The following is a 24,205-nucleotide window of genomic DNA, read 5'->3' on the forward strand; positions in this document are numbered from 1 at the left end:
TCTACAGGCTGCGGCGAATATCCCTTATGGCGCACGACAATTGAAGGAACAGAAATTTCAATGCCTTTCCAGGCACGTATTGTTTTGCTCGGCGCTGCACCATTTTGAGCAAATATCTCCGAGCCTGTTCAATCGCCGACCTTGGCGCGGCCATTGCGCCGCATGGGCAACGTCCGTTAAATGCGGTCAACGACCTGCCGGAGACCTGCGACATGACAAAACCAGAACTCGCCGAACGGCTTTTGACCGTCATCGAAGAGGATATCCTGCCGCTCACCGAAAAGGGTGTCGCCGCCGGCAACAAGGTCTTCGGCGCGGCGATCCTGCGCAAGTCCGATCTGTCTCTGGTGCTGGCCGAAACCAACAACGAGACGGAAAATCCGCTTTGGCATGGCGAAGTCCATACGTTGAAGCGCTTCTACGAGATGGCGGAAAAGCCGGATACGCGTGATCTCATCTTCCTGTCGACGCACGAGCCCTGCTCCATGTGCCTTTCGGCCATCACCTGGGCCGGCTTCGACAATTTCTATTACTTCTTCAGCCACGAGGATTCGCGCGACGCCTTTGCGATCCCGCACGACCTGAAGATCCTGAAGGAAGTCTTCCGACTAGAACCGGGTGGCTACGCGAAGGACAACGCCTTCTGGCATTCCGCCTCGATCGCTGCCCTTTCGGGGGATGCCGACGCTGAAACCCGCGATCGGCTCGCCGCCCAGGATGCCCGCATCCGCGCCCGATACCAGAGCCTGTCCGACAGCTACCAGTCGGGCAAGGACGAAAACGCCATTCCGCTGAATTGAGATCCATGGAACCTTCACGCGACATAAAGGGCCTGCTCGACATCATGGCGGCGCTCCGCCAACCCGAGACCGGTTGCCCCTGGGACATCGTCCAGACCTTCGAGACCATCAAGCCCTATACGATCGAAGAGGCCTATGAGGTCGCCGACGCCATCGAGCGCGGCGATATGCATGACCTCTGCGACGAGCTCGGCGACCTGCTGCTGCAGGTGGTCTTCCATGCCCGCATGGCGGAGGAAGCCGGCGACTTCGCCTTTGGCGACGTCGTCGAAGCGGTCACCGCCAAGATGATCCGCCGCCATCCGCATGTCTTTGCCCGCTCCGACGCCGATACGCCCGAGGCGGTGAAGCTGCAATGGGATGAAATCAAACAGGCCGAGAAGGTCGAACGGCAGGAAAAGCGCGCCAAGCGTGGCCTCGCGCCTGATGCAGCCGCAAACCATCTGGGCTCGGTGCAGCGCTCATTTCCGGCGCTCGTAGAAGCCCTGAAGCTGCAGGAGCGCGCTGCAAAGGTCGGCTTCGACTGGTCCGAGCCGGAACCAATCCTTGACAAAATCGAGGAAGAAATCGGCGAGTTGCGCCAGGCTCTGCGTGAAAAGGACCGCGCCAAGGTCAGCGACGAACTGGGCGACCTGATCTTCGCCGTCGTCAATATCGGCCGCCATGTCGGCACCGATCCGGAAATGGCGCTTCGCGGCACCAACACCAAGTTCCGCCGCCGCTTCGCCCATATCGAGCGTGAGCTCGGTGCTGCCGGCGAGACGCTGGATGAGGCAACGCTGGAGCGGATGGAAGAGCTCTGGCAGGCGGCGAAGGCGATCGAACGGCAACTGGGCTAGAGCGAGCGGGACGCGTGCTCGCATGCGTCCCCTTGCCCAAAACCGAGGCCGACAGTCGCCGACCCCGGGAAAGCTATGGCTTACCAGTCTTCCGCGACCGGCTTTGGCCCGTTTCCGAGGCGACGCTCCAGCTCGGAGGCCTCGTTCTCGGTCAGCCTGAGATCAAGGCTTACCCGGCCATCTTCGAGGTCTTCACGACCATCAACGATCGCGTGCTGGTAGACCCAGGGCAGAAGCTGCAGCTGATCGATGCCGAGAACGACCGTGCATTCCGTCAGGACACCGGAAAGACGGCGGCCGATTTCGGCGAGCAGTTCGTCGACACCGTCACCGGTGATCGCCGAAACGGCCACCGTGTTGTTGGACGTCGCCGCCTTGCCGCGCAATGCCTCGCGCGATTCGTCGTCGAGCCGGTCGATCTTGTTCCAGACCTCGATCAGGCGCTCGGAGGCTTCCTTCTCGTCGATGCCGAGATCGGAAAGGATTCTGAGAACGTCGCTTGCCTGCGCCTGGTTGTCCGGGTCAGAGAGGTCACGCACGTGCAGGATCAGATCCGCCTCCAACACCTCTTCAAGGGTCGCGCGGAATGCGGCGACGAGGTGCGTCGGCAGGTCGGAAATGAAGCCGACAGTGTCGGAGAGGATGACCATGCGGCCATGCGGCAGCTTCAGCCGCCGAAGCGTCGGGTCGAGCGTCGCAAACAGCATGTCCTCGGCAAGAACGCCTGCCCCGGTCATGCGGTTGAACAGCGTCGATTTTCCGGCATTGGTGTAGCCGACGAGAGCGACGATCGGGTGCGGCACCTTCTTGCGCTTGGAGCGATGCAGCTGCCGTGTGCGGCGCACCTGCTCCAGCTCGCGCTCAAGCTTGACGATGCGATCCTGCAGCAAGCGCCGGTCCGCTTCGATCTGGGTTTCACCCGGACCGCCCATGAAGCCGCCACCGCCGCGCTGGCGCTCAAGGTGGGTCCAGCTTCGGACCAGGCGGCCCTTCTGATAATTGAGGTGCGCGAGATCGACCTGCAGCGTGCCTTCCTTGGTGGAGGCACGGCGACCGAAGATCTCGAGAATGAGGCCGGTGCGGTCGATGACCTTAGCGTTCCATTCCTTCTCGAGATTGCGCTGCTGCACCGGCGTCAGCGGATGGTCGACGATGACAAGGCCAGCGTCGAGCTCGACGAGGATATGGCCGATCTCTTCGATCTTGCCGGTGCCGAGCAAGGTGCCGGGCTTCGGCTGCGCCACCGGAACGATGGCGCCATGCACGACCTCAAGGTCGATCGCCATGGCCAGACCGGTCGCCTCTTCGAGGCGACTTTCGTCCGAGCGCGTCGTGGTGGTCGAGAGGATATCTGCGGACTGCCGTCCGGTCTTTTTCAAGACCGGAACGATGACGACCGCGCGCATGTCGTCGCGGAGCTTCTCGAGCTCCGGAATGATCGACGACAACTTTGAATCACGTTTGGTAATGTGCCTAACGTCCCGTCAGGATGCGGCTTCTTCGTTCTCGAACATCTGCAGCGGCTGGCCGGGCATGATGGTCGAGATCGCGTGCTTGTAGACCAATTGCGAGTGGCCATCGCGACGCAGCAGGACGCAGAAGTTGTCGAACGAGGTCACAACGCCGGTAAGCTTGACGCCGTTGATGAGAAAAATTGTCAAGGAAATCTTTTGCTTGCGGACCGTATTGAGAAAGAGATCCTGCAAGTTTTGAGAACGTTCCGCCATCGCGCCGCTTCTTTCTTATTTGCCGGCGTTTTGCGCCGGTGCATTTTTGTCAAATTCAACAATCAGAGGCGCCACAAGTACCTTCCCCGACACCCCTTCAGAGTTGGTATCAAATCAATGTCTTTTCCGCAACGCCGAAAAAGGCTTCGCGAATATTCTGTGCTATGCTTCCTGGATGACCATTGCCGATCGGCTTGCCGTCGATCGAAACGACCGGAAAACAGATGCTGGTAGCGGCCGTAATGAAAACTTCGCGCGCCGCGAGCATCTCTTCCACCGAGAACGCCCTCTCCTCGATCTTAATCCCAAGCGGCACCGCCACATCCATCAATGTGGTGCGGGTGATTCCCTTTAGGATGCCGTGTTCTGCCGGTCGTGTGCGCAAGTTTCCGTCGCGATCAACAATCCAGACATTGGTCGCCGCGCCTTCCTTCACCGTGCCGTCGGCATCGACGAAGATCGCCTCCTGTGCGCCTTCCTCCTTGGCCTTCTGGCGCGCCAGCACGTTGGGCAGAAGCCCGACCGACTTGATGTCGACACGATCCCAGCGGTTTTCCGGTACCGTGATCGCCGCAATGCCATGGGTTGCCTTCCTGGCAATGGCTGCGGCGTCGGTGCGCTTCGCCGTTACCACGACCGACGGGCGTGTTTCCGCTACGGGAAAGACGTGATCGCGGCGCGCCACGCCGCGCGTGACCTGCATGTAGAACAGGCCGTTCCTTACCCGGTTGCGCCGGATGACTTCGCGGATCACGTGGACGAGCGCCGCCCTGTTCATCGGCCAATCGATGCGCAGTTCGCTGAGCGATCGACCGAGGCGGTCGAGATGGCGGGTGAGGTCGACGATATAGCCATGTCGCACCTCGCAGACCTCGTAGACGCCGTCGGCAAACTGGTAGCCGCGGTCCTCGATATGGACACCGGCGTCTGCGTGCGGCACGTAGGCGCCGTTGACATAGGCAATTCGGGACATCGTCTCGCCTTTAGAAATACTGGATGCTGACGCGGAACAGCTGCTCGACGTGGCGCACCGCATCGGCGGTGGCAAAGAGCACGACGCGATCCTTCGCCTTGATCCGGGTGGCACCATCAGGACGGATGAACGTCTTGTCGCGATAGAGCGCGCCGATGCGGATACCGTCGGGCAGTTCGAGATCGCGCAAGGCCTTGCCGACGAGCGGCGACGTTTCGAGAGCCTCGGCCTCGATGACTTCGGCCATGCCCTTCTGCACCGCATAGACCGAGCGGATGCGGCCCTTGCGGACATGCTGAAGCACGCGCGAGATCGTCACGGCGCGCGGGTTCACATAGGCATCGACGCCGGCGGTCGCAGCGAAATCCTGGTAGGACGGCTCGTTGATGAGGACGAGCGTGGACTTTGCGCCCAGGTGCTTCGCCATCATGCTGCCGAGGATGTTGATCTGGTCGTTGTTGGTCAGCGCCACCACGAGATCGGCATCCTGGACATCGGCCTGCGCGAGGATCCGTTGGTCCATGGCCGAGCCGTTGAGCACGACCGTGCTGCTCAGCTTGTCGGCCATCATCACCGCGCGGTCACGATCGCTCTCGATCAGCTTCACCCGCGTGCGCGACTGGTGGTCCTCGATCGCCTTGGCAACGAAATATCCGACATTGCCGCCGCCGAAAATGATGATGCGCCGCGCCTCCTGCTCTTCATGCCCGAACAGCGCCAGCGTGCGCCGCGCATGATCGCGATCGCAGACGACATAGGCGATATCGCCCGCCTGCAGCTGGTCGTCGGAATGCGGCACGATCACCTTGCCGTTGCGGAAAATACCGGTGACCGTCGCAAGCAAATCGGGAAACAGTTCGCTCAACTGCTGCAGCGGCGTGCCGACGACCGGGCAATCCTCCAGGCATTCGAAGGCGACCATGGCGATGCGGTCGTCGGCGAAACGCACGACGTCGATCGCGCCGGGAAAGGAAATGCGCCTGAGCACCAGCCGCCCGACTTCGACTTCGGGCGAAATGGTTACGTCGATCGGCACGTTCTCGCGTGAAAACAGGTTTGCGTACTCAGGCGCCAGATAGCTCTGCGCCCGAATGCGCGCGACTTTCGTCGGCACGTTGAAGATCGCGTGCGCGACTTCACAGGCAACGATGTTGACTTCGTCGGACAGCGTCACCGCAATCAGCATGTCGGCCTGGTCGGCACCTGCCTTGGCCAGAACGTCCGGGTGTGCCCCATGGCCGACATAGCCGCGCACGTCGAGGCTCTCGGTGATGTTGGCGATGAGCGCTGCCGACGTATCTATCACCGAAACGTCGTTGTCTTCCTGCGCCAGCCGCTCGGCAATGCCGTAGCCGACCTGCCCCGCGCCACAAATGACTACCTTCATGTCGTTCTTTCACATGCGAGCGCGGGCGGGTTGGCCGGGAATTCCGGTTCATACACCCAGCGACTTCAGCTTCCGATGCAGTGCCGACCGCTCCATGCCGACAAATTCCGCCGTGCGCGAAATGTTGCCGCCGAATCGGTTGATCTGCGCGATCAGATAATCACGTTCGAACATTTCGCGAGCCTCGCGCAACGGCAGCGTCATGATGTGCTGGTCGCCCTGCGCCGAGATCTTCGGCAGCGTGTCGCCCACTTCCGTCGGCAGCATGTCGGCCGAGATCGGCGTATCCGGACCGTCGCTGCGCGCAAGGATCATCAGCCGCTCGATGTTGTTGCGAAGCTGACGGATGTTGCCCGGCCAGTCATGCGCCTGAAGCACGGCCAGCGCATCGTCGCCGATCTTGCGCGGACGGATGCCTGCCTGCTCGCTGACCTGGCGCATGAACATGTCGACGAGGAACGGAATATCCTCGCGCCGTTCGGCCAACGCCGGCACGCGAACCGGAATGACGGCCAGCCGATGGAAGAGGTCTTCGCGGAAGAGGCCCTCGGAGATCATGTTTTCGAGGTTGTAGGCGGTCGACGAGATGATGCGGACATCGACCTTCACGCGCTTGGTGCCGCCGACACGCTCGAACTGCTGGTCGACGAGGACGCGCAGGATCTTGTTCTGCGTCTCGCGCGGCATCTCACCGATTTCGTCGAGATAGAGAATGCCGCCATGGGCTTCCTCAAGCGCGCCCGTACGGCGCGGCTGGCCCGGCGTGCCTTCGGTCCCGAACAGCGCGATTTCCATCCGGTCCGGCGTGATCGCCGCTGCGTTCAGCGCCACGAACGGCCCAGCGGACCGCGTCGACTTGCGGTGGATCATGCGCGCGACCAGTTCCTTGCCGGAACCCGAAGGACCCTGGATCATGATGCGGCTGTTGGTCGGCGCAACCTTTTCGACCGTCTGGCGAAGCTGGGAGACCGCAACGGACGTGCCGATCAGTTCGACCGGGTCGCCGGACTTCTTCTTCAGTTCCGAGACTTCGCGCTTGAGCTTGGAGTTCTCCAGAGCCCGCTCGGCGATCAGGATCAGGCGATCCGCCTTGAACGGCTTCTCGATGAAATCATAGGCGCCACGCTTGATGGCGTTGACGGCGGTTTCGATGTTGCCGTGGCCGGAAATCATGACGACCGGCAGATCCGGGTGGCGTCCCTTGATCTCGTCGAGCAGAGCCAAGCCGTCGAGGCGGCTTCCCTGCATCCAGATGTCGAGGAAGACGAGCCGCGGCACACGATCGCTGATCGCCGCCAGCGCGCTGTCGCTGTCGAAGGCGGTGCGCGTTTCGTGCCCCTCGTCGGACAGGATACCCGACACGATCTCGCGGATATCTTCCTCATCGTCCACAACCAGAATATCAGCGGCCATCGCTCGCACCCTTATCCTTCAAACTCTCTTCGCTGCCGGTTTCTCCGGCAGGCGGCAGGATCACGCGGATCATCGCCCCGACACCGCCGTCGTATTCGGCAGGCGCGTCGTGCAATTCCAATTGTCCGCCATGGTCCTCGATGATCTTCTTGACGATGGCGAGACCCAGGCCCGTGCCCTTCTCGCGCATCGTCATGTATGGCTCCAGAATACGGTGCCGGTTTTCCGTGGGCAGGCCCTTGCCGTTGTCGATGATATCGACGACGAACCGGCCTGTCGCCGCATCGCTTCGCGCACGCGCCACGATAACAGGCTGGCCGCGGACCGCGTCCGACGGCACCGCCTCGATCGATTCGACGGCATTCTTGACGATGTTGCCGAAGGCCTGGCCGAGCATGCGCTCGTCGAACAGGCCCTCAAGCGGCTCCTCGCCAAAGTCGCGCACGAAGTTGATGTGGTTGTTGCCCATTTCGCGCAGGAACACTGCATCCTTCAGGATCGCGCGAAGATCCGCCCGTTCCTTTGTCGGCTTCGGCATGCGTGCGAAGGCCGAGAACTCGTCCACCATGCGGCCGATGTCTTCCACCTGGCGCACGATCGTATCGGTGCACTGATCGAAAACGGCCTTGTCGTCCTGATTGATCTGCTTGCCGTAGCGCCGCTTCAGGCGCTCGGCCGAAAGCTGGATCGGCGTCAGCGGGTTCTTGATCTCGTGCGCGATGCGGCGCGCCACGTCGGCCCAAGCGGTCGAGCGTTGGGCGATGACGAGATCGGTGATGTCGTCGATGGTGATGACGTAGGATTCGTTCGCCTCGCCGCCCTCTTCCCGCGTCACCTGAACGTTCAGCGTGCGCTCGGTTCCGCCGCGCATGACGTTGATCTGCTTGCGGTAATCGTTGCGGTGGCGCCCTTCGGCCTCGACCAGCACCTCCTCGATCTCCGGCGCAACCTCCCGCAGGTCAGCACCGAGAAGATCCGGCGCCGCCTTCTTCAGGAAATCTTCGGACGACGGATTGGCGATGGTGATCTGGCGATCACGGCCAACACCGATGACGGCCGCAGTCACGCCCGAAAGAACCGCCTCGATGAAGCGGCGACGGTGGTCGACTTCGTCCTTGGCCTCCAGGATCTGCTCCTGCTGGCTGCGGATCTCCGAAACCATCTTGTTGAAAGTTCGCGACAGATTACCGACGTCACCATCGACGGCGCGCACCGGCACGACGACGTCGAGATTACCGGAGGCAACGCTGTCGGCGGCACCGATGAGCTGGCGGATGGGCCGAACAATCCGGTCGGCGACCGCGATCGCGGTCCAGATCGCGGCAAGCAATACGATGAGTGCAAAGCCGATATAGAGCACGCCGAAGGCGATCTGGGTGAAGGTTCGCCCGGCCTCGAGCATCTTGTACTCGGCGGTGTTCTCCTCCATCAGCCGGAGCGAGCGCATCACCTCCGGGTCGACGTTGCGAACCGTGTAGAGGAAGGTGCCGGGAATGTCGTCAAGCGGGATGACCGCGCCGACAAGGTTGGTGATGCCCGGCGGGATCAGGGTCGGCTGGCCGGAGACGGAGCTCTTCAATGCATCCGGAGGAATGGCCGGTAGCGGGCGGTCGGTCGAGATGCTGGCCTGCACGATGGGGCTGCCGTCGGCGCGCACAAGAAAGGCGCCCAGCATGCCGCGTCCCCGCGCCTGGCGCGTCATCAGCTCGGCAAAGCCCGTACGGTCGAGGCTGTAGAGCTGGCGATTGCGTTCGAGGTCGTTGGCCATCGACACGGTCTGGCCCTGCAGATAGCTCGCATTTTCGAGCACATAGGCCTGCGCGACGTTGATCGAGGAACGGACGATCGCCTGGGTTCGGAGCGAGAACCAGCGGTCGAGGCCGACATCGAGCGTGATGCTGGCAAAGATCGCGACGAGCACCGCCGGCGTGATCGCGACGATCGAAAAAAGCGCGACGATGCGCACGTGCAGGCGTGCAGCCGCGCGCCCCTTGTGGCGGGCGCGCAGGAGACGCAGAATTTCACGGGCAATCAGATAGATGAGGCCGACGACGAAGAGGCTGTTGATCGCCGCGCAGGCGATGACGACATTTCGTTCGAGCTTGATGGGCGTCAGACCGAGAAGCACGAGCAGGGAGACGGTCGCGCAGATCAGCGCGCCGGTTGCCAACATCAGGCCCGGCAGGGCAAAGGACCCACGACGATCCTGCGCCGCCAGTCCCTCATCTGTGCCCAGCGGCAAGGCCATTGCGTCCACCATGAAAAGCGTTCCCCCAACCGTCGCCGGCCGGCGGCGGCATCTCTTGCTTGCATTCTCGGGTCAAAGGTTGACCTCACCACCCAGCTGGGCTGCCGCGCTGCACCCCCGTCAATCGATTGGGTCAAATCGATTGAACAGGACGGCAACGACGCGCGATTCGGCGGCCGTCATCCGTTCAAGCAACGCATTGTGGCGAAAATGCAACGGTGGGTGTGACCAAGTCAAGCGCTGCGTGAGCTGCGATAGACCGAAACGCCGAGCTCGCGGATCTTCTTGCGCAGCGTGTTGCGGTTGAGGCCGAGCAGATCGGCCGCCTTGATCTGGTTGCCGCGGGTGGCGGTGAGTGCCGCAAGGATCAGCGGATACTCCATTTCCGCCAGCACCCGGTCGTAAAGGCCCGCCGGCGGCAAGGCCTCGCCGAAGCTTGCGAAATACTGGCGCATGTTCTCTTCGACCGCCTGCGAAATCGTCAGCGAGCCGGGGCGTGCCGCCGCCTTCTCGATCGGGCTGTCCGGAATCTCCGAGCGAAGCTCATTTTCGATGATCTCACGGCTGATGACGTCCTGTGGATAAAGTGCCGTCAGGCGCCGTACCAGGTTTTCCAGCTCGCGCACATTGCCCGGCCAGGGATGCGCCTTCATCAGTTCCAGCGCCTCATGGTCGAAGCGCTTGACGTCCAAGCCCTCCTTTTCGGCCTGCTGGACGAAGTGGCGCACGAGGTCCGGAATGTCCTCGGCACGGTCGCGCAGGGGCGGCAGCCGCAGCGGCACGACGTTCAGGCGATAATAGAGGTCTTCGCGGAACAGGCCCTGATTGATCGACTGCTTCAAGTCCTTGTTGGTCGCAGCGACGATGCGCACGTCGGAGCGGATCGGCGTGCGGCCGCCGACGGTCGTATATTCCCCCTGCTGCAACACGCGCAGGAGGCGCGTCTGCGCATCCATCGGCATGTCGCCGATCTCGTCGAGGAAAAGCGTGCCGCCCTCAGCCTGCTCGAAGCGACCGGTCGAGCGCATCTGCGCGCCGGTAAACGCGCCCTTCTCGTGGCCGAAAAGCTCCGATTCGATCAGGTCGCGCGGGATCGCCGCCATGTTGATCGCGACGAACGGGCCGTTGCGGCGCTTGCCGTAATCATGCAGCGCGCGGGCGACGAGCTCCTTGCCGGTGCCGGACTCGCCGGTGATCATCAGCGTCAGGTCGGTCTGCATCAGGCGCGCAAGCACCCGGTAGATTTCCTGCATCGCCGCCGAGCGGCCGACCAGCGGCATGCCGTCCTGGGTGTCGTCGTCGAGCTTTGCCGGTCGGCGCTTCGGCTCCGACAGCGCCCGGCCGATGATGCCGATCAGTTCAGTCAGGTCGAAGGGCTTCGGCAGATAGTCGTAGGCCCCCTTCTCCGAAGCCTTAATCGCCGTCATAAAAGTGTTCTGGGCGCTCATGACCAGCACCGGCAGGTCGGGACGCGCCTTCTTGATGCGCGGCAGAAGATCGAAGGCGTTTTCGTCCGGCATCACCACGTCGGTCACGACCAGATCGCCATCGCCCGCCGCAATCCAGCGCCACAGCGTCGCCGCGTTGGAGGTGATGCGGACATCGTAGCCGGCGCGGCTCAGCGCCTGGTTCAGCACGGTGCGAATGGCGGCGTCGTCATCCGCGACGAGGATCGTGGCACCGGTCATGCAAGGTTTCCTTTTGTCATCGGCATGTCGTCGTCATCCGCGGCCTGGCCCTTTGAGGCCGGCATCAGCACGCGGAAGGTGGTGCGGTTCTGCTGGCTGTCGCATTCGACGATCCCGCCATGGCCGCCGATGATCTTGGCAACCAGAGCGAGACCCAGGCCGGAACCGTTGGTCTTGGTGGTGATGAAGGGATCAAACAAGAGCGGCAGCAGGTCCTGAGGGACGCCCGGCCCGTTGTCGTGCACACAGAATTCCAGCGGCAGCGAGATCTTCTCGCGCGTTCCGGCAACCGACAGGCGAATGCCCGGCCGGTAGGCGGTCGTCAGCAGGATTTCACCGTCGTGGCGTTCGCCGATCGCTTCGGCCGCGTTCTTGATCAGGTTCAGGAACACCTGAACCAGCTGGTCGCGGTTGGCATAGACCGGCGGCAGCGACGGATCGTAGTGCTCGGCGAACTTGATGTGACGGGCAACCCCCGCCTTTGCGATCGCCTTCACATGGTCGAGTACTGAATGGATGTTGAGCGGCACGCGATCGACGGGGCGTTCGTCAGAAAACACCTCCATGCGATCGACCAGCGAAACGATGCGGTCGGTCTCGTCGCAGATCAACCGCGTCAGCGCGCGATCCTCGTCGTTGGCGGAGGTTTCCAGCAGTTGCGCCGCACCGCGGATGCCCGAGAGTGGGTTCTTGATTTCGTGCGCCAGCATCGAGGCAAGACCGGTCACCGAACGGGCAGCGCCGCGATGCGTCAGCTGCCGGTCGATCTTGTCGGCCATCGAGCGCTCCTGGAAGACGACGACGACCGCACCCGGCTCGGACAGGACAGGGGCGACATAGAGGTCGACGAGCTTGTCGGCCCCAAGGCGCGGTGAACTCAGGTCGACGCGATACTCGTTGACCGGCGCCTTGCGCTCACGCACCTGTTCGATCAAGGTCAGCAGCGGACTACCAAAGGGAATGAAGGCGCTGATGTCATGGCGCGCCAGGTGGTTGGCGCTGGCGCCGAAAAACGATTCGGCCTCCCAGTTGGCAAAGGCGACGAGGCCCTTGGCATCGACCATGATCACCGGGTTCTGGATGGCGTTCAATACCGCCATCGACAGGCCGTTGGCGACGGCATCCGGCATGCTCGGTTTCTCGGTCATGCGGCAATTCCTTCTGCGACCGCCTCGCCTTCCGGCTTGCCCGGGGCGGCGTCGAGCATCGCCGCGCAGGCCCTGTCGCGGACGAAACGGGCATCGGTCGATGTCAGGATTGCTGCCTTCTCAGCTCCCGCCATGTCGGGGGCGGTGCGATCGAGGTACCAGGCGACATGCTTGCGCGCGTGCCGCAAACCAACCTCGACGCCATAGAATTCGAGCATCATTTCGTAGTGCTCCGCAAAGATATCGGCGACCTCCGCCGGCGAAGGATGCTTCACGGCGCCGGCAAGGAGGCCGACGTGCCACGGGCGTCCCTGGGAGGAACGGCCGGCCATGACGGCGTCCGCGCCCGATCGGCGAAGGATCTCTTCGGCGTCGGCGACCGTCTCCACATCACCATTGGCGACCAGTGGCACGGTGACGACCTCGCGAACCAGCCGGATCGCATCCCAATCCGCCTTGCCGTTGTAGAACTGCATGCGCGTGCGACCGTGCACGGTGATCGCCTTCACGCCCGCCTCTTGCGCCCGCCTGGCAATCAGCGGCGCGTTGATCGAGTTTTCGTCCCAGCCGAGCCGCATCTTCAGCGTCACCGGCACATCGACGGCGTTGACTGTCGCCTCGACCAGCGACAAAGCGTGATCGGGGTCGCGCATCAGCGCCGATCCGGAATAACCGCCCGTCACTTTCTTTGCCGGGCAGCCCATGTTGATGTCGATGATGTCGGCGCCGTTGTCGGCGGCGATCTTCGCCGCCTCCGCCATCCAATGGGCCTCGCGGCCTGCAAGCTGGACGATATGCGGCTTGATCCCGGAGTTCTTCAGCCGCGCCCAGGATTCCTGGGCATTGCCGACCAGCTCACGGCTCGCCACCATTTCGGTGACGACGAAACCCGCGCCGAAGCGCCAGGCAAGCCGCCGGAATGGAAGGTCGGTGACGCCGGACATCGGCGCGAGCGCAACCCGGTTGCGGATTTCGATGGATCCGATGCGGAGCGGAGACGAAAGAGCCGGAATTGGCAAATGCATATCTTTCAGGCACATGTTGTTCCTGCACTATTTTTAGACATTGTTCTCGGACTTGCCAAGCGATTTCGGCGCGGCGCGCAAAATTCTAAGCTCGGCTGGCAAAGCACGACCCTTCGCGGTACATCACGGCGAAGATCGGCGAATGCGGGACCTCATACAGAAAATGCAGCCTCAAGAACAGCTCAAGTGCGGCGTCGTTATCGTTGCGGCAGGACGCGGCGAACGCGCCGGACAATCGGCCGAGGGTCCGAAGCAGTACCGAACCATCGGCGACCGCCCCGTTATCGCCCATACGCTTGACACTTTCGCGACATGGCCGGGCGCAGGCCCGATCGTCGTCGTCATTCATCCGGACGACGAGGCGCTGTTCGACGCCGCACGCAAGCGCTCCGCGGCCAGCGATGTGATCATCGTCCATGGCGGCGCGACCCGGCAGATATCGGTGCTCGCCGGTCTCGAGGCCCTGGCGGATATCGGCGCGCGCCGCGTGATGATCCACGACGCTGTGCGCCCCTTTGCCGATCACGCGCTGCTGTCGCGCTGCGCTGCGGCATTGAGTGAAGACGTCAGAGCTGTCCTGCCGGCGGTCGCCGTCGCAGACACGCTGAAGCGTGCCGGCAAGGATGGCATGGTCACGGAAACCGTGCCCCGCGACGGCCTCTACGGTGCACAGACGCCACAGACCTTCGATCTCCACGCCATTCTTGCCGCCCACCGGGATGCGGCGAGAAGTGGCCGCGCGGATTTTACCGACGACGCGTCGATCGCCGAATGGGCCGACCTCAAGGTCGTGCTCGTCGAAGGCGCCGTCGACAATGTCAAGCTTACGCTGAAAAGGGATATCGCCATGGCCGACGAGAAACTCAAGCGCATTGCCCTGCCCGATGTGCGCACGGGCAACGGCTACGACGTGCACCAGCTCGTCGAGGGCGACGGCGTCACGCTCTGCGGCGTCTTCATTGCGCATACCAAGAAACTCTCTGGCCATTCCGATGCCGACGTGGCGCTGCATGCGCTCACCGACGCGCTGCTCGCCACCTGCGGCGCCGGCGACATCGGCGATCATTTCCCGCCGTCCGACCCGCAATGGAAGGGCGCGGCGTCGCGCATTTTCCTGGAGCATGCGGCCAAGATCGTGCGCGAGCGCGGCGGCATCATCACCAACGCGGACGTTTCCCTGATCGCCGAAGCGCCAAAAGTCGGGCCGCATCGGCTGACGATGCGCGAGAACCTCGCAGACATGCTCGGCATTTCGCTCGAGCGCTGCTCAGTCAAGGCAACGACCAACGAACGCCTCGGTTTCGTCGGCCGCGACGAAGGTATCGCCGCCATCGCCACGGCGACCGTCGTCTATGGGAGCCTTTCGTGATGTGGCCCGCCGATATCGAAGTGAAGGCCGGTGAAATCATCGCCGCGTTTACGGCGCGCGGCCTCAAGGTCGCGACCGCCGAATCCTGCACCGGCGGCCTGATCGCCGGCGCCTTGACCGAGATCTCCGGCTCATCGGCGGTCGTCGATCGCGGCGTTGTCACCTATTCCAACGAGGCGAAGGTAACGATGCTCGGCGTCGAGGCGGCGACGCTCATCGCCCATGGCGCGGTGTCGCGACAGACGGCAATCGAGATGGCGCAGGGCGCCGTCGCGCATTCGGCAGCCGATTTCGCCGTTGCCGTCACCGGCATTGCCGGCCCGGGCGGCGGCTCTGACGACAAGCCCGTCGGCCTCGTGCACCTTGCGGCATCCGGACGAAACGGCGCATTGCTGCATCGGGAAATGCGTTACGGCGATATCGGCCGCAGCAAGATCCGGCTCGCAACCGTGCGCACCGCGCTCGACATGCTGACGGAAATCGCTCAGGCCGAATAGATGCTGTCGGCGCGCTTTTCGAAGGCGTCGGAGAACATGCGGAAAGCGCGATCGAACATAGTGCCCATCAGGGCGCCGAGAATGCGGCTCTTGAACTCGTAGTCGATATCGAAGTGCACGACCGACTGCCCCTCGCCCGAAGGCTCGAAGCGCCAGCGGTTGTCGAGATATTTGAACGGCCCATCGATGTACTTCACATCGATGGTGCGCTCGGCCTTGTTCAAGAGCACCTGCGTCGTGAAGGTCTCGCGGATTGCCTTGTAACCGACGGTCATGTCGGCAAGCAGCAGCACCTTGCCGTCGCGCTCCTTGCGGGAACGTACTTTCAGCGCCTCGCAGAGCGGCAGAAACTGCGGATACTGCTCGACGTCGGCAACGAGATCGAACATCTGGTCTGCGGTGTGCTTGACGACGTGGTTGGTTTCGAAATGCGGCATAAAGGGGAGTTAAGCGGGAGAACCGAGAAGATCAAGGAGCCTGCGCATCTGGCGCCGCGATTTCAACTGCAGAACCGGCACGTCGGGGCCGTGCTTCGCCAGACCTGCGACGATGTGCGGCGTAAATTTCTGCTCGAACGTCCAGATGAACTGAAGGAAATCCCAATCGACCTTTTCGATGCACCCCGGCGCCATCTCAGGACGGGTGCGGCCGAAGTGTTTCAGCCAGCGGGTAACGACGCCGCGTATGCAGACAAGCCGCGGCATGCGCACCCAGATCACGATGTCGCTTCTTGGCACCCGGATATCGAATGAAGACGGACTGGTGCCATCCATGACCCAGCGATCGGCGGCGATCTTCTCGACAATGCGCTGGCGCTGCTCCGCCCGGTCACGTTCAGCCCAACCCGGCAACCAGCGGATATCCCGATCGATCGAAATATAAGCTAGCTGGAACTGACGGGCGAGCTTCAGTGAAAGCGTCGACTTGCCGCCGCCGGAGCACCCGACAACGAGGATACGCCTGGCACTGCGAATACGGTCGGCGGCAACGGCATCGTCGACATAGTTGACGATTGCCGGTTTTGACGGCTGGTTCATGGAAACTCCCGCGAAATTCGGGAAGAATGAAACCCAATGTGAAACTCCGGCGCGGGGCCGGAGTTTCTTTTGATCAGCCAGGCTGTCAGCCTGCCACGGCCGCCAGCTTCTTCTCGCGGGCTGCACGCAGCCGCGCAAAGTCGTCGCCGGCGTGGTGCGAGGAGCGCGTCAGCGGGCTCGATGACACCATCAGGAAGCCCTTGGTGTAGGCGACGGTCTCGTAGGACTTGAACTCCTCGGGCGTCACGAACGCTTCGACCTTGTGGTGCTTGCGGGTCGGCTGCAGGTACTGGCCGATCGTCAGGAAGTCGACGTCAGCGGTTCGAAGATCATCCATCAGCTGCAGCACTTCGTTGCGCTCTTCACCGAGGCCAACCATGATGCCGGATTTGGTGAACATGGTCGGGTCCAGTTCCTTCACGCGCTGCAGCAGGCGGACGGAGTGGAAGTAGCGCGCGCCCGGACGGACCGTCAGATAGTTGCCGGGAACCGTTTCCATGTTGTGGTTGAAGACGTCGGGCTTGGCGGCAACGACACGCTCCAGCGCGCCCGGCTTCTTCAGGAAGTCCGGCGTCAGGATTTCGATGGTCGTCGAAGGCGATGCTTCGCGGATCGCCCAGATCACCTTCTCGAAATGCTCGGCGCCACCGTCTTCCAGGTCGTCGCGATCGACCGAGGTGATGACGACGTGGCTGAGGCCCATCTGCTTGACGGCCTTGGCAATGTTGGCCGGCTCTTCCATGTCGAGCGCGTTCGGCTTGCCGGTCGCGACGTTGCAGAAGGCGCAGGCGCGGGTACAGATCTCGCCCATGATCATGAAGGTGGCGTGCTTCTTGTCCCAGCACTCACCGATGTTCGGGCAGCCGGCTTCTTCGCACACGGTCACGAGCTTGTGCGACCGCACAAGCTCGCGGGTCTCCTGGTAGCCCTTGGACATCGGCGCCTTGACGCGGATCCACTCCGGCTTGCGCATCACTTCCGTATCGGGCTTGTGCGCCTTTTCCGGGTGGCGGACGCGTTGCGCCCGGTCAGAGACGGCATCGAATACCGTTACCATACTGTCTTCCTCGTCGCGGCGGGGCCGGCATCAGGCCGGGTGACCCATTTTCGCTCTATATAGACGGCCCGATGGCAAATGTCAGGCCGTCTTCATATCACGCCCGACGGAAGCGCAGATGCCCGGCAGGCTATCGTTTGACGGCGCGACCAACGGCGATCAACAGGCAGGCGCCGATGAAGCCGATGACCAGATAGGCAACCCAGCCGGCAAAGGTCATGCCGAAGGCCGCCAGGATAAAGTTCAGCACCACCGCGCCGATGATGCCGAGCAGTATGTTCATGAACAGTCCCATGTCGCTGTTCATGAACCTCTCTGCGAGCCACCCGGCCAAACCGCCGATGATGATCGCAGCCAGAATACCGACGCCGTTCACGCTCATTGTTATCTCCGTGCATTGAAAACGAGGCAGTAATCAATGCCGAAGCCGCGTGAAAAGTTCCGTCGCTACACCCTTTAGGCGTTGAGCGCGCGGCCGTAGGCGTCGAGCACGCTTTCCTTCATCGTCTCCGAGATCGTCGGATGCGGGAAGATCGTGTGCATCAAATCTTCCTCGGTCGTCTCGAGGTTCATCGCGACGACGAAGCCCTGGATGAGTTCGGTGACTTCAGCGCCGACCATGTGCGCGCCGAGCAGCTCGCCGGTCTTCTTATCGAAGATCGTCTTGACCAGGCCCTGGTCTTCGCCGAGCGCAATCGCCTTGCCGTTGGCAACAAACGGGAAGCGGCCGACGCGGATGTCGCGGCCGAGTTCCTTGGCCTTGGCTTCCGTCAGACCGACCGAGGCGACCTGCGGGTGGCAATAGGTGCAGCCCGGGATCTTAAGCTTGTCCATCGGGTGAACGTTCGGCAGGCCGGCGATCTTTTCGACGCAGATGACGGCTTCGTGCTCGGCCTTGTGGGCAAGCATCGGCGGGCCGGCAACGTCGCCGATCGCGTAGACGCCGGGAACGTTGGTCTTGCCATAGCCGTCGATGACGATGCAGCCGCGGTCGGTCTTGACGCCGAGCGTCTCAAGACCGAGGTTCTCGATGTTGCCCTGGACGCCGACGGCCGAGATCATGCGATCGGCAGTGATCTTTTCGACCTTGCCATCCTTCATCTCGACATGGGCGGTGATCGAGTTGGCAGCCTTCTCGACCTTCGTCACCTTGGCCTGAAGGTGGATCTTCATGCCCTGCTTTTCGAACTGCTTCTTGGCAATGTTCGAGATTTCGGCGTCTTCGACCGGCATGACGTTCGGCATGACTTCAACGACCGTCACGTCGACACCCATGGTGCGGTAGAACGAGGCGAACTCGATGCCGATCGCGCCCGAGCCCATGACCAGCAGCGACTTCGGCATTTCCTCGGGCTTCATCGCCTCGAAATAGGTCCAGATCAGCTTGCCATCGGGCTCGATGCCCGGCAGCGCGCGCGGACGGGCGCCGGTCGCAATGATGATGTGCTTGGCGGTGTAGGTGCCCTCGCCCTTGGTGTTCTTCGGCAGCGGTGCCTGTGGCTGAACGACGGGCTTCGTCGATTTGCCGACGACGATCTCGCCCGGCTTCGTCAGCTTGGCCTCGCCCCAGATCACGTCGACCTTGTTCTTCTTCATAAGGAAGCCGACACCGCCGTTCATGCGCTCGGCAATGCCACGCGAGCGGGCGACGATCGCCTTCAGATCCGGCGTCACCGTGCCTTCGATCTTGATGCCATAGGCGCCCGGATGCTGGGCATAATGAAGAACCTCAGCGGAGCGCAGCAGTGCCTTGGTCGGGATGCAGCCCCAGTTGGAGCAGATGCCGGCCAGATGCTCGCGCTCGACGACCGCGGTCTTGAGACCCAACTGTGCCGCACGAATGGCGGCGATGTAGCCCCCCGGACCCGAACCGATGACGATGACGTCGTAATTCTCAGCCATGTGTTTCCTGCCTTTGTCTCAAGCGACCTTGCGGGTGAAGAGCACCCAGTCGTGTTTCTTGCTTTCCTCAAAGAGCGGAACCGCTTCGACGCGCGCTGCCTCGCCGAAGCCGTTTGCCCTGTATAGTGCCTGCGCCCTCACATTGTGGCTTTCGGTGATCAGGCTCACCGGCGCCGATCCGGCGCGTTCGAATTCCTTTGCCAAGAGCGCCTTGCCGATCCCGCGACCGCGCTGATGGCGATAGACGCCGAGGCTCTCGATGAACCAGTGCCCGACGATCTGCCGTTGCAGCGCCAGCAGGGGCTCGAGAACCGGGTGCCTGGCGACAATCTCGGCCGCTTCCGGCCCAATCCCATAGCCGACCGACAGTCCGGCAACTTCGTCATCAACCTCGGCAACCAGCGCATCGCGCCAATTCCCCGGCCCAGGCTCCTCGCGCAGCTTGTTACGGCCGCGCTCGAAGGCCGTATCCGTCACCCCATGCTGAACCGCGCCGTACCAAAGCCAGGAGGCGAAGCCATGCGCGGCGATGTCGACGAGGATGGCAAGTTCCGCCGCCTCACGTCTTTCCGCCGGACGTATGGTGACGCCCCCCACCATGCTCAGACCCCGAGCATCATCCGCACGACCGGTTCCAGGCCGCGGCCGATCGCTCGCGTATTTTCCGCATCGAGATGTACGCCATCGAGCGGCGTGGTCTCCGCCACCGAGCCAGCGTCGAAGAAGCCGCAATCGAGTTCGTCGGCGAGGTCACGGTAAAGCGGCGCCAGCATCGCCGACTGTTCGATGCCGCCGGCAAACATGGCGGCAAACCCGGCATTGGCCGTTTCGCAGAGCTGCGGCGGCGATACGATCAGGATGTCCGGGCCTTCTTCGCCAGCGACGGGCCAAGCGTGCCGGCGCACCAGGCTGACGAGACGCTCGATCCCTTGCACGGCGCCGAACGCGGTCCCGTGAATGATCGGCTTCATGTCGTTGGCGCCGAGCAGCAGAATGACGAGATCGAGCGGGGCGTGGCTGTGCAGCACCGTCGGCAGCACCTTGGCGCCGTTGCGGTCGCAATCGGCGAGATGATCGTCATAGGCGGTGGTGCGGCCGTTCAGCCCTTCGGCAATGACCTGGACGTCCGGTCCCAGCGCATTCTGCAATACGCTTGGCCAGCGATCGGCAAGCGCATGACGCCCGCCATCGGTAGCATCATAGCCCCAGGTCAGACTGTCGCCATAGCAGAGAACTGTTTTCATCGTCCGGGCCCGCCTTCGACTGCGCGAAAAGGAACGGACCGGCCCGAAGGCCGGTCCTTATCCAACTCAGACCAGCATGCCCATCGGGTTTTCGATGTAGCGCTTGAAGGCACCGAGCAGTTCGGCACCGAGCGCGCCATCGACGGCGCGATGGTCGGTCGAGAGCGTGACGGTCATGACATTGGCGATGACCATCTGCTTGTTCTTCACGACGACGCGCTCCTCGCCGGCACCGATCGCGAGGATCGTGGCGTGCGGCGGGTTGACGACGGCGGCGAAGTTCTTGACGCCCATCATGCCCATGTTCGAGACGGCCGTGGTACCGCCCTGGTATTCCTCGGGCTTCAGCTTGCGGTCCTTGGCGCGCTGACCGAGGTCCTTCATCTCGTTGGAGATGGCCGACAGGCTCTTCAGGTCCGCCTGGCGCACGATCGGGGTGATCAGGCCGCCGGGGATCGACACGGCAACACCGACGTCGGCGTGCTTGTGCTTGACCATGTTGCTTTCGGTCCAGGAAACGTTCGCGTTCGGAACGTCGCGCAGTGCCAGCGCCAGGGCCTTGATGACCATGTCGTTGACCGAGAGCTTGTAGACCGGCTTGCCGCCCTGCTCGGGAGCAGCGGCATTGAGCTGTGCACGCAGCGCCAGCAGCGCGTCGAGTTCGCAATCGACCGACACGTAGAAGTGCGGGATCGTCTGCTTGGATTCGACGAGACGCTTGGCGATCGTCTTGCGCATGCCGTCATGCGGCACGAGTTCGTAGGAACCCGGCTCGAACAGCTTGAGAACGGCTTCGTCCGACGGGCCCTTGGCGAGCGGAGCGGCTGCAGGAGCAGCAGCGCCGGCGGCCGGTGCGGCGGTGGCCTTGGCAGTGCCGCCGGAGACGGCAGCTTCGACGTCCTTCTTGATGACGCGGCCATGCGGACCCGAACCGGCGATCGTCGAAAGGTCGATACCGGCGTCCTTGGCCAGACGACGAGCGAGCGGCGAAGAGAAGACGCGGGCGCCGCCCTCGGCCTTGGCCGGCTGGGCTGTAGCCGGCGCAGCGGCAGGAGCCGCAGCCGGAGCGCTCGGCGCTGCCGGTGCCTCGGCCTTGGCAGCAGGTGCCGGTGCTGCCGCGCCGTTGCCGCCCTTGGCGGCGGCAGCGACATCCTCGCCATCGGCGGCGAGAACGGCGATCAGCGCGTTGACCTTGACGCCTTCGGTGCCGGCGGGGACGACGAGCTTGGCAACAGTGCCTTCGTCGACGGCTTCGACTTCCATCGTCGCCTTGTCGGTCTCGATCTCGGCGATCACGTCGCCGGACTTGACCTTATCGCCTTCCTTGACCAGCCACTTGGCCAGATTGCCTTCTTCCATCGTCGGGGAGAGGGCAGGCATTGTGATGTTGATAGGCATCGAAGGGCCCTCCCCTTATTTGTAGCAAACGGCTTTCACCGCATCGACAACCTCTGCGACGTTCGGAAGCGCAAGCTTCTCGAGGTTCGCGGCGTAAGGCATCGGCACGTCCTTGCCGGCGATCGTGAGGATCGGGGCGTCAAGGTAGTCGAAGGCCTGCTGCATGACGCGGGTTGCGATCTCGGTGCCGACGGAAGACTGCGGGTAGCCTTCTTCGACGGTGACGAGGCGGCCGGTCTTCTTGACGGATTCGATGACCGTCGGCAGGTCCATCGGACGGATGGTGCGCAGGTCGATCAGTTCGACATCGATGCCTTGCGCTTCGAGTTCGGCAACCGCCTTGACGGCATAGGTCATGCCGATGCCGAAGGAGACGATCGTCGCGTCCTTGCCGACCTTGTGGATACGGGCCTTGCCGATCGGCAGAACGAAATCGTCAAGTTTCGGCACTTCGAAGGAGTGACCGTAGAGGATTTCGTTTTCGAGGAAGATGACCGGGTTCGGATCGCGGATCGCAGCCTTGAGCAGGCCCTTGGCGTCGGCAGCCGTGTAGGGCATGACGACTTTCAGACCCGGGATATGGCTGTACCAGGCGGCGTAGCACTGCGAGTGCTGGGCGGCCACGCGGGCAGCGGCACCGCTTGGGCCACGGAAGACGATCGGCGCGCCCATCTGGCCACCGGACATATAGAGCGTCTTGGCAGCGGAGTTGATGATCTGGTCGATCGCCTGCATGGCGAAGTTGAAGGTCATGAACTCGACGATCGGACGCAGACCGGTCATGGCAGCGCCGACGCCGACGCCGGCAAAGCCGTGCTCGGTGATCGGGGTATCGATGACGCGACGCGCACCGAATTCCTGCAAGAGGCCCTGGGTGATCTTGTAGGCGCCCTGGTATTCGGCGACTTCCTCACCCATGACGAAGACGTCGTCGCTGGCGCGCATTTCTTCGGCCATGGCGTCACGAAGCGCTTCACGAACGGTCATGGTGACCATTTCGGTGCCGGCCGGGATCGCCGGATCAGCGGCAACTTCGACCTTCGGCTGGGCTGCAACCGGAGCCGGCGCGGAAGCGGCCGGCGCTTCGGCAGCAGCTGCCTTCGGCGCTTCGGCCTTCGGAGCGGCGATATCGCCTGCGCCTTCGCCGTCCTGCAGCAGCACCGCGATCGGGGTGTTGACCTTGACGCCTTCGGTGCCGGCAGCGATCAGGAGCTTGCCGATCGTGCCTTCGTCAACAGCTTCGACTTCCATCGTCGCCTTGTCGGTCTCGATCTCGGCAATGACGTCACCGGAAGTGACCTTGTCGCCTTCGTTTTTCAGCCATTTCGAGAGCGTGCCTTCCTCCATGGTCGGGGAAAGGGCAGGCATAAGAATTTCTACTGGCATGTTTGTCCCTCCCCGGATCAAAGCAGGATGTCGGTGTAGAGCTCGGATGCATCCGGCTCCGGATCGGCCTGGGCAAAATCGGCGCTGTCGGCAACGATGTCGCGGACTTCCTTGTCGATCTGCTTCAGTTCGTCCTCGTTCGCCCAACCCTTTTCGGTCAGACGCGCCTTCACCTGCTCGATCGGGTCATGCTCAGAGCGCATCTTCTGCACTTCGTCCTTGGAGCGATACTTCGCCGGGTCGGACATCGAGTGACCGCGATAGCGATAGGTCTGCATCTCAAGGATGATCGGACCCTTGCCCGACCGGCAATGCTCAACAGCCTCGTCGCCGGCGGCCTTGACCGCACGCACGTCCATGCCGTCGACCTGGAAACCCGGAATGTTGAAGGAGACGCCGCGCTGCGAGAAGTCGGTCTGTGCCGAAGCGCGCGAAACGGACGTACCCATGGCGTAGCGGTTGTTCTCGATCACGTAGATCACCGGCAGCTTCCAGAGCTGCGCCATGTTGAAGCTTTCGTAGACCTGGCCCTGGTTGGCAGCGCCGTCACCGAAATAGGCAACGGACACGTTGTCGTTGCCGCGATAGCGGTTGGCGAAAGCAAGACCGGTGCCGAGCGACACCTGGGCGCCGACGATGCCGTGACCGCCGTAGAAGTGCTTTTCCTTGGAGAACATGTGCATCGAGCCGCCCTTCCCCTTGGAAAGACCGCTGCGACGACCGGTGAGTTCGGCCATGACGCCGCGGGCGCTCATGCCGCAGGCCAGCATGTGGCCATGGTCACGGTAGGCGGTGATGACCTGGTCGCCTTCTTTCAGCGCCATCTGCATGCCGACAACGACAGCTTCCTGGCCGATGTAGAGGTGACAGAAGCCGCCGATGAAGCCCATGCCATAAAGCTGGCCGGCCTTCTCCTCGAAACGCCGGATCAGCAGCATTTCGCGGTAGGCACTCAGATCTTCCTGTTTGGAGAATTCGGCGAACGTGCCGCCATTGAAGTCTTTCTTCGCCGGCTTTGCGGCACTCTTGCGGCTGGAAACGGACGCGGATTTTCGCGGAGCCATTCG

General features: G+C 62.8%; 23 protein-coding genes. 4 read left to right on the plus strand and 19 right to left on the minus strand.

The features are described from left to right. Nucleotides 1–212 precede the first annotated feature (212 nt). Together M2267_RS25845 and mazG are read left to right on the plus strand one after the other, a co-directional pair. Nucleotides 213–800, plus strand: a complete 588-nt coding sequence (locus tag M2267_RS25845; protein WP_429118471.1) for a deaminase — start codon at nucleotides 213–215, stop codon at nucleotides 798–800. A gap of 5 nt (nucleotides 801–805) precedes the next feature. Then, the gene (mazG, locus tag M2267_RS25850; RefSeq protein WP_429118472.1) at nucleotides 806–1,639 is read left to right on the plus strand and encodes a nucleoside triphosphate pyrophosphohydrolase; all 834 of its coding nucleotides are present in this window, start codon (nucleotides 806–808) and stop codon (nucleotides 1,637–1,639) included. Nucleotides 1,640–1,719: 80 nt separating this feature from the next. Here mazG and hflX read toward each other — a convergent pair whose 3' ends face one another. The 9 genes from hflX to dusB all read right to left on the minus strand — a co-directional run bounded on the left by hflX (nucleotide 1,720) and on the right by dusB (nucleotide 13,263). Next, nucleotides 1,720–3,045: a GTPase HflX gene (hflX, locus tag M2267_RS25855; protein ID WP_043622194.1), complete on the minus strand. Its 1,326-nt coding sequence runs from the start codon at nucleotides 3,043–3,045 to the stop codon at nucleotides 1,720–1,722. 78 nt (nucleotides 3,046–3,123) lie between these two features. After that, entirely contained in the window at nucleotides 3,124–3,366 is a 243-nt protein-coding gene (gene hfq / locus M2267_RS25860; protein ID WP_003535434.1) for an RNA chaperone Hfq, read from the minus strand. Between the two features lie 109 nt (nucleotides 3,367–3,475). After that, a complete protein-coding gene (locus M2267_RS25865; protein ID WP_429118480.1) occupies nucleotides 3,476–4,339 on the minus strand; it encodes a D-amino-acid transaminase in 864 nt (287 codons plus the stop codon). 10 nt (nucleotides 4,340–4,349) lie between these two features. Beyond that, nucleotides 4,350–5,726, minus strand: a complete 1,377-nt coding sequence (gene trkA, locus M2267_RS25870) for a Trk system potassium transporter TrkA (protein WP_043622072.1) — start codon at nucleotides 5,724–5,726, stop codon at nucleotides 4,350–4,352. Nucleotides 5,727–5,774: 48 nt separating this feature from the next. Then, nucleotides 5,775–7,139 (minus strand): two-component system response regulator NtrX, encoded by a 1,365-nt coding sequence (ntrX, locus tag M2267_RS25875; protein ID WP_043622069.1) that lies wholly within the window; start codon nucleotides 7,137–7,139, stop codon nucleotides 5,775–5,777. Beyond that, nucleotides 7,129–9,399 carry an ATP-binding protein gene (locus M2267_RS25880; RefSeq protein ID WP_429118483.1) on the minus strand — a complete coding sequence of 757 codons (2,271 nt, stop codon included), beginning with the start codon at nucleotides 9,397–9,399 and terminating at the stop codon, nucleotides 7,129–7,131. Before M2267_RS25880 ends, ntrX begins: the two co-directional genes overlap by 11 nt. A gap of 221 nt (nucleotides 9,400–9,620) precedes the next feature. Continuing rightward, on the minus strand, nucleotides 9,621–11,075 hold the full coding sequence (gene ntrC / locus M2267_RS25885) for a nitrogen regulation protein NR(I) (RefSeq protein WP_034795776.1): 1,455 nt from the start codon (nucleotides 11,073–11,075) through the stop codon (nucleotides 9,621–9,623). Further along, nucleotides 11,072–12,223, minus strand: coding sequence for a two-component system sensor histidine kinase NtrB (locus M2267_RS25890; RefSeq protein WP_429118486.1), 1,152 nt, complete (start codon nucleotides 12,221–12,223; stop codon nucleotides 11,072–11,074). The genes ntrC and M2267_RS25890 overlap by 4 nt, the downstream gene beginning before the upstream one ends. Continuing rightward, nucleotides 12,220–13,263 carry a tRNA dihydrouridine synthase DusB gene (gene dusB, locus M2267_RS25895; protein WP_429118489.1) on the minus strand — a complete coding sequence of 348 codons (1,044 nt, stop codon included), beginning with the start codon at nucleotides 13,261–13,263 and terminating at the stop codon, nucleotides 12,220–12,222. The genes M2267_RS25890 and dusB overlap by 4 nt, the downstream gene beginning before the upstream one ends. Before the next feature lie 148 nt (nucleotides 13,264–13,411). On the opposite strand from dusB, the gene M2267_RS25900 reads away from it, so the two are divergent. After that, nucleotides 13,412–14,617, plus strand: a complete 1,206-nt coding sequence (locus M2267_RS25900; RefSeq protein WP_429118691.1) for a bifunctional 2-C-methyl-D-erythritol 4-phosphate cytidylyltransferase/2-C-methyl-D-erythritol 2,4-cyclodiphosphate synthase — start codon at nucleotides 13,412–13,414, stop codon at nucleotides 14,615–14,617. Beyond that, nucleotides 14,617–15,114: a CinA family protein gene (locus tag M2267_RS25905; protein ID WP_429118694.1), complete on the plus strand. Its 498-nt coding sequence runs from the start codon at nucleotides 14,617–14,619 to the stop codon at nucleotides 15,112–15,114. The genes M2267_RS25900 and M2267_RS25905 overlap by 1 nt, the downstream gene beginning before the upstream one ends. Here the strand turns inward: M2267_RS25905 and M2267_RS25910 are convergent. The 10 genes from M2267_RS25910 to pdhA form a co-directional block, all read right to left on the minus strand. Beyond that, a complete protein-coding gene (locus tag M2267_RS25910) occupies nucleotides 15,102–15,551 on the minus strand; it encodes a type II toxin-antitoxin system RatA family toxin (protein WP_043622054.1) in 450 nt (149 codons plus the stop codon). The two genes, M2267_RS25905 and M2267_RS25910, sit on opposite strands and share 13 nt — an antisense overlap. A 9-nt stretch (nucleotides 15,552–15,560) precedes the next feature. Beyond that, the gene (locus M2267_RS25915; RefSeq protein WP_429118492.1) at nucleotides 15,561–16,151 is read right to left on the minus strand and encodes an AAA family ATPase; all 591 of its coding nucleotides are present in this window, start codon (nucleotides 16,149–16,151) and stop codon (nucleotides 15,561–15,563) included. 85 nt (nucleotides 16,152–16,236) lie between these two features. Then, nucleotides 16,237–17,208, minus strand: a complete 972-nt coding sequence (lipA, locus tag M2267_RS25920) for a lipoyl synthase (RefSeq protein ID WP_043622048.1) — start codon at nucleotides 17,206–17,208, stop codon at nucleotides 16,237–16,239. Between the two features lie 130 nt (nucleotides 17,209–17,338). After that, nucleotides 17,339–17,590, minus strand: coding sequence for a GlsB/YeaQ/YmgE family stress response membrane protein (locus M2267_RS25925; RefSeq protein WP_043622045.1), 252 nt, complete (start codon nucleotides 17,588–17,590; stop codon nucleotides 17,339–17,341). A 74-nt stretch (nucleotides 17,591–17,664) separates the two neighbouring features. Then, nucleotides 17,665–19,110: a dihydrolipoyl dehydrogenase gene (lpdA, locus tag M2267_RS25930; protein ID WP_043622043.1), complete on the minus strand. Its 1,446-nt coding sequence runs from the start codon at nucleotides 19,108–19,110 to the stop codon at nucleotides 17,665–17,667. An 18-nt stretch (nucleotides 19,111–19,128) separates the two neighbouring features. After that, nucleotides 19,129–19,710, minus strand: coding sequence for a GNAT family N-acetyltransferase (locus tag M2267_RS25935; RefSeq protein WP_429118495.1), 582 nt, complete (start codon nucleotides 19,708–19,710; stop codon nucleotides 19,129–19,131). A gap of 2 nt (nucleotides 19,711–19,712) precedes the next feature. Continuing rightward, a complete protein-coding gene (locus tag M2267_RS25940) occupies nucleotides 19,713–20,354 on the minus strand; it encodes an SGNH/GDSL hydrolase family protein (RefSeq protein WP_429118497.1) in 642 nt (213 codons plus the stop codon). A 66-nt stretch (nucleotides 20,355–20,420) separates the two neighbouring features. Then, nucleotides 20,421–21,752 (minus strand): pyruvate dehydrogenase complex dihydrolipoamide acetyltransferase, encoded by a 1,332-nt coding sequence (locus M2267_RS25945; RefSeq protein ID WP_429118499.1) that lies wholly within the window; start codon nucleotides 21,750–21,752, stop codon nucleotides 20,421–20,423. Nucleotides 21,753–21,767: 15 nt separating this feature from the next. Continuing rightward, complete coding sequence (locus M2267_RS25950; protein WP_043618014.1) at nucleotides 21,768–23,138, minus strand: pyruvate dehydrogenase complex E1 component subunit beta; 1,371 nt, start codon at nucleotides 23,136–23,138, stop codon at nucleotides 21,768–21,770. A 17-nt stretch (nucleotides 23,139–23,155) separates the two neighbouring features. After that, entirely contained in the window at nucleotides 23,156–24,202 is a 1,047-nt protein-coding gene (gene pdhA, locus M2267_RS25955; RefSeq protein WP_043618011.1) for a pyruvate dehydrogenase (acetyl-transferring) E1 component subunit alpha, read from the minus strand. Nucleotides 24,203–24,205: the final 3 nt, after the last annotated feature.

This window comes from Ensifer sp. KUDG1, from assembly GCF_050434285.1.
Taxonomy (GTDB): domain Bacteria; phylum Pseudomonadota; class Alphaproteobacteria; order Rhizobiales; family Rhizobiaceae; genus Ensifer.

What these genes read in the sequence shown, in the direction of transcription:
- M2267_RS25845 (WP_429118471.1), top strand. Translation starts at nt 213, where the DNA reads ATGACAAAACCAGAACTCGCCGAACGGCTTTTGACCGTCATCGAAGAG.
- mazG (WP_429118472.1), top strand. Translation starts at nt 806, where the DNA reads ATGGAACCTTCACGCGACATAAAGGGCCTGCTCGACATCATGGCGGCG.
- hflX (WP_043622194.1), bottom strand. Translation starts at nt 3,045, where the DNA reads ATGCGCGCGGTCGTCATCGTTCCGGTCTTGAAAAAGACCGGACGGCAG.
- hfq (WP_003535434.1), bottom strand. Translation starts at nt 3,366, where the DNA reads ATGGCGGAACGTTCTCAAAACTTGCAGGATCTCTTTCTCAATACGGTC.
- M2267_RS25865 (WP_429118480.1), bottom strand. Translation starts at nt 4,339, where the DNA reads ATGTCCCGAATTGCCTATGTCAACGGCGCCTACGTGCCGCACGCAGAC.
- trkA (WP_043622072.1), bottom strand. Translation starts at nt 5,726, where the DNA reads ATGAAGGTAGTCATTTGTGGCGCGGGGCAGGTCGGCTACGGCATTGCC.
- ntrX (WP_043622069.1), bottom strand. Translation starts at nt 7,139, where the DNA reads ATGGCCGCTGATATTCTGGTTGTGGACGATGAGGAAGATATCCGCGAG.
- M2267_RS25880 (WP_429118483.1), bottom strand. Translation starts at nt 9,399, where the DNA reads ATGGTGGACGCAATGGCCTTGCCGCTGGGCACAGATGAGGGACTGGCG.
- ntrC (WP_034795776.1), bottom strand. Translation starts at nt 11,075, where the DNA reads ATGACCGGTGCCACGATCCTCGTCGCGGATGACGACGCCGCCATTCGC.
- M2267_RS25890 (WP_429118486.1), bottom strand. Translation starts at nt 12,223, where the DNA reads ATGACCGAGAAACCGAGCATGCCGGATGCCGTCGCCAACGGCCTGTCG.
- dusB (WP_429118489.1), bottom strand. Translation starts at nt 13,263, where the DNA reads ATGTGCCTGAAAGATATGCATTTGCCAATTCCGGCTCTTTCGTCTCCG.
- M2267_RS25900 (WP_429118691.1), top strand. Translation starts at nt 13,412, where the DNA reads ATGCAGCCTCAAGAACAGCTCAAGTGCGGCGTCGTTATCGTTGCGGCA.
- M2267_RS25905 (WP_429118694.1), top strand. Translation starts at nt 14,617, where the DNA reads ATGTGGCCCGCCGATATCGAAGTGAAGGCCGGTGAAATCATCGCCGCG.
- M2267_RS25910 (WP_043622054.1), bottom strand. Translation starts at nt 15,551, where the DNA reads ATGCCGCATTTCGAAACCAACCACGTCGTCAAGCACACCGCAGACCAG.
- M2267_RS25915 (WP_429118492.1), bottom strand. Translation starts at nt 16,151, where the DNA reads ATGAACCAGCCGTCAAAACCGGCAATCGTCAACTATGTCGACGATGCC.
- lipA (WP_043622048.1), bottom strand. Translation starts at nt 17,208, where the DNA reads ATGGTAACGGTATTCGATGCCGTCTCTGACCGGGCGCAACGCGTCCGC.
- M2267_RS25925 (WP_043622045.1), bottom strand. Translation starts at nt 17,590, where the DNA reads ATGAGCGTGAACGGCGTCGGTATTCTGGCTGCGATCATCATCGGCGGT.
- lpdA (WP_043622043.1), bottom strand. Translation starts at nt 19,110, where the DNA reads ATGGCTGAGAATTACGACGTCATCGTCATCGGTTCGGGTCCGGGGGGC.
- M2267_RS25935 (WP_429118495.1), bottom strand. Translation starts at nt 19,710, where the DNA reads ATGGTGGGGGGCGTCACCATACGTCCGGCGGAAAGACGTGAGGCGGCG.
- M2267_RS25940 (WP_429118497.1), bottom strand. Translation starts at nt 20,354, where the DNA reads ATGAAAACAGTTCTCTGCTATGGCGACAGTCTGACCTGGGGCTATGAT.
- M2267_RS25945 (WP_429118499.1), bottom strand. Translation starts at nt 21,752, where the DNA reads ATGCCTATCAACATCACAATGCCTGCCCTCTCCCCGACGATGGAAGAA.
- M2267_RS25950 (WP_043618014.1), bottom strand. Translation starts at nt 23,138, where the DNA reads ATGCCAGTAGAAATTCTTATGCCTGCCCTTTCCCCGACCATGGAGGAA.
- pdhA (WP_043618011.1), bottom strand. Translation starts at nt 24,202, where the DNA reads ATGGCTCCGCGAAAATCCGCGTCCGTTTCCAGCCGCAAGAGTGCCGCA.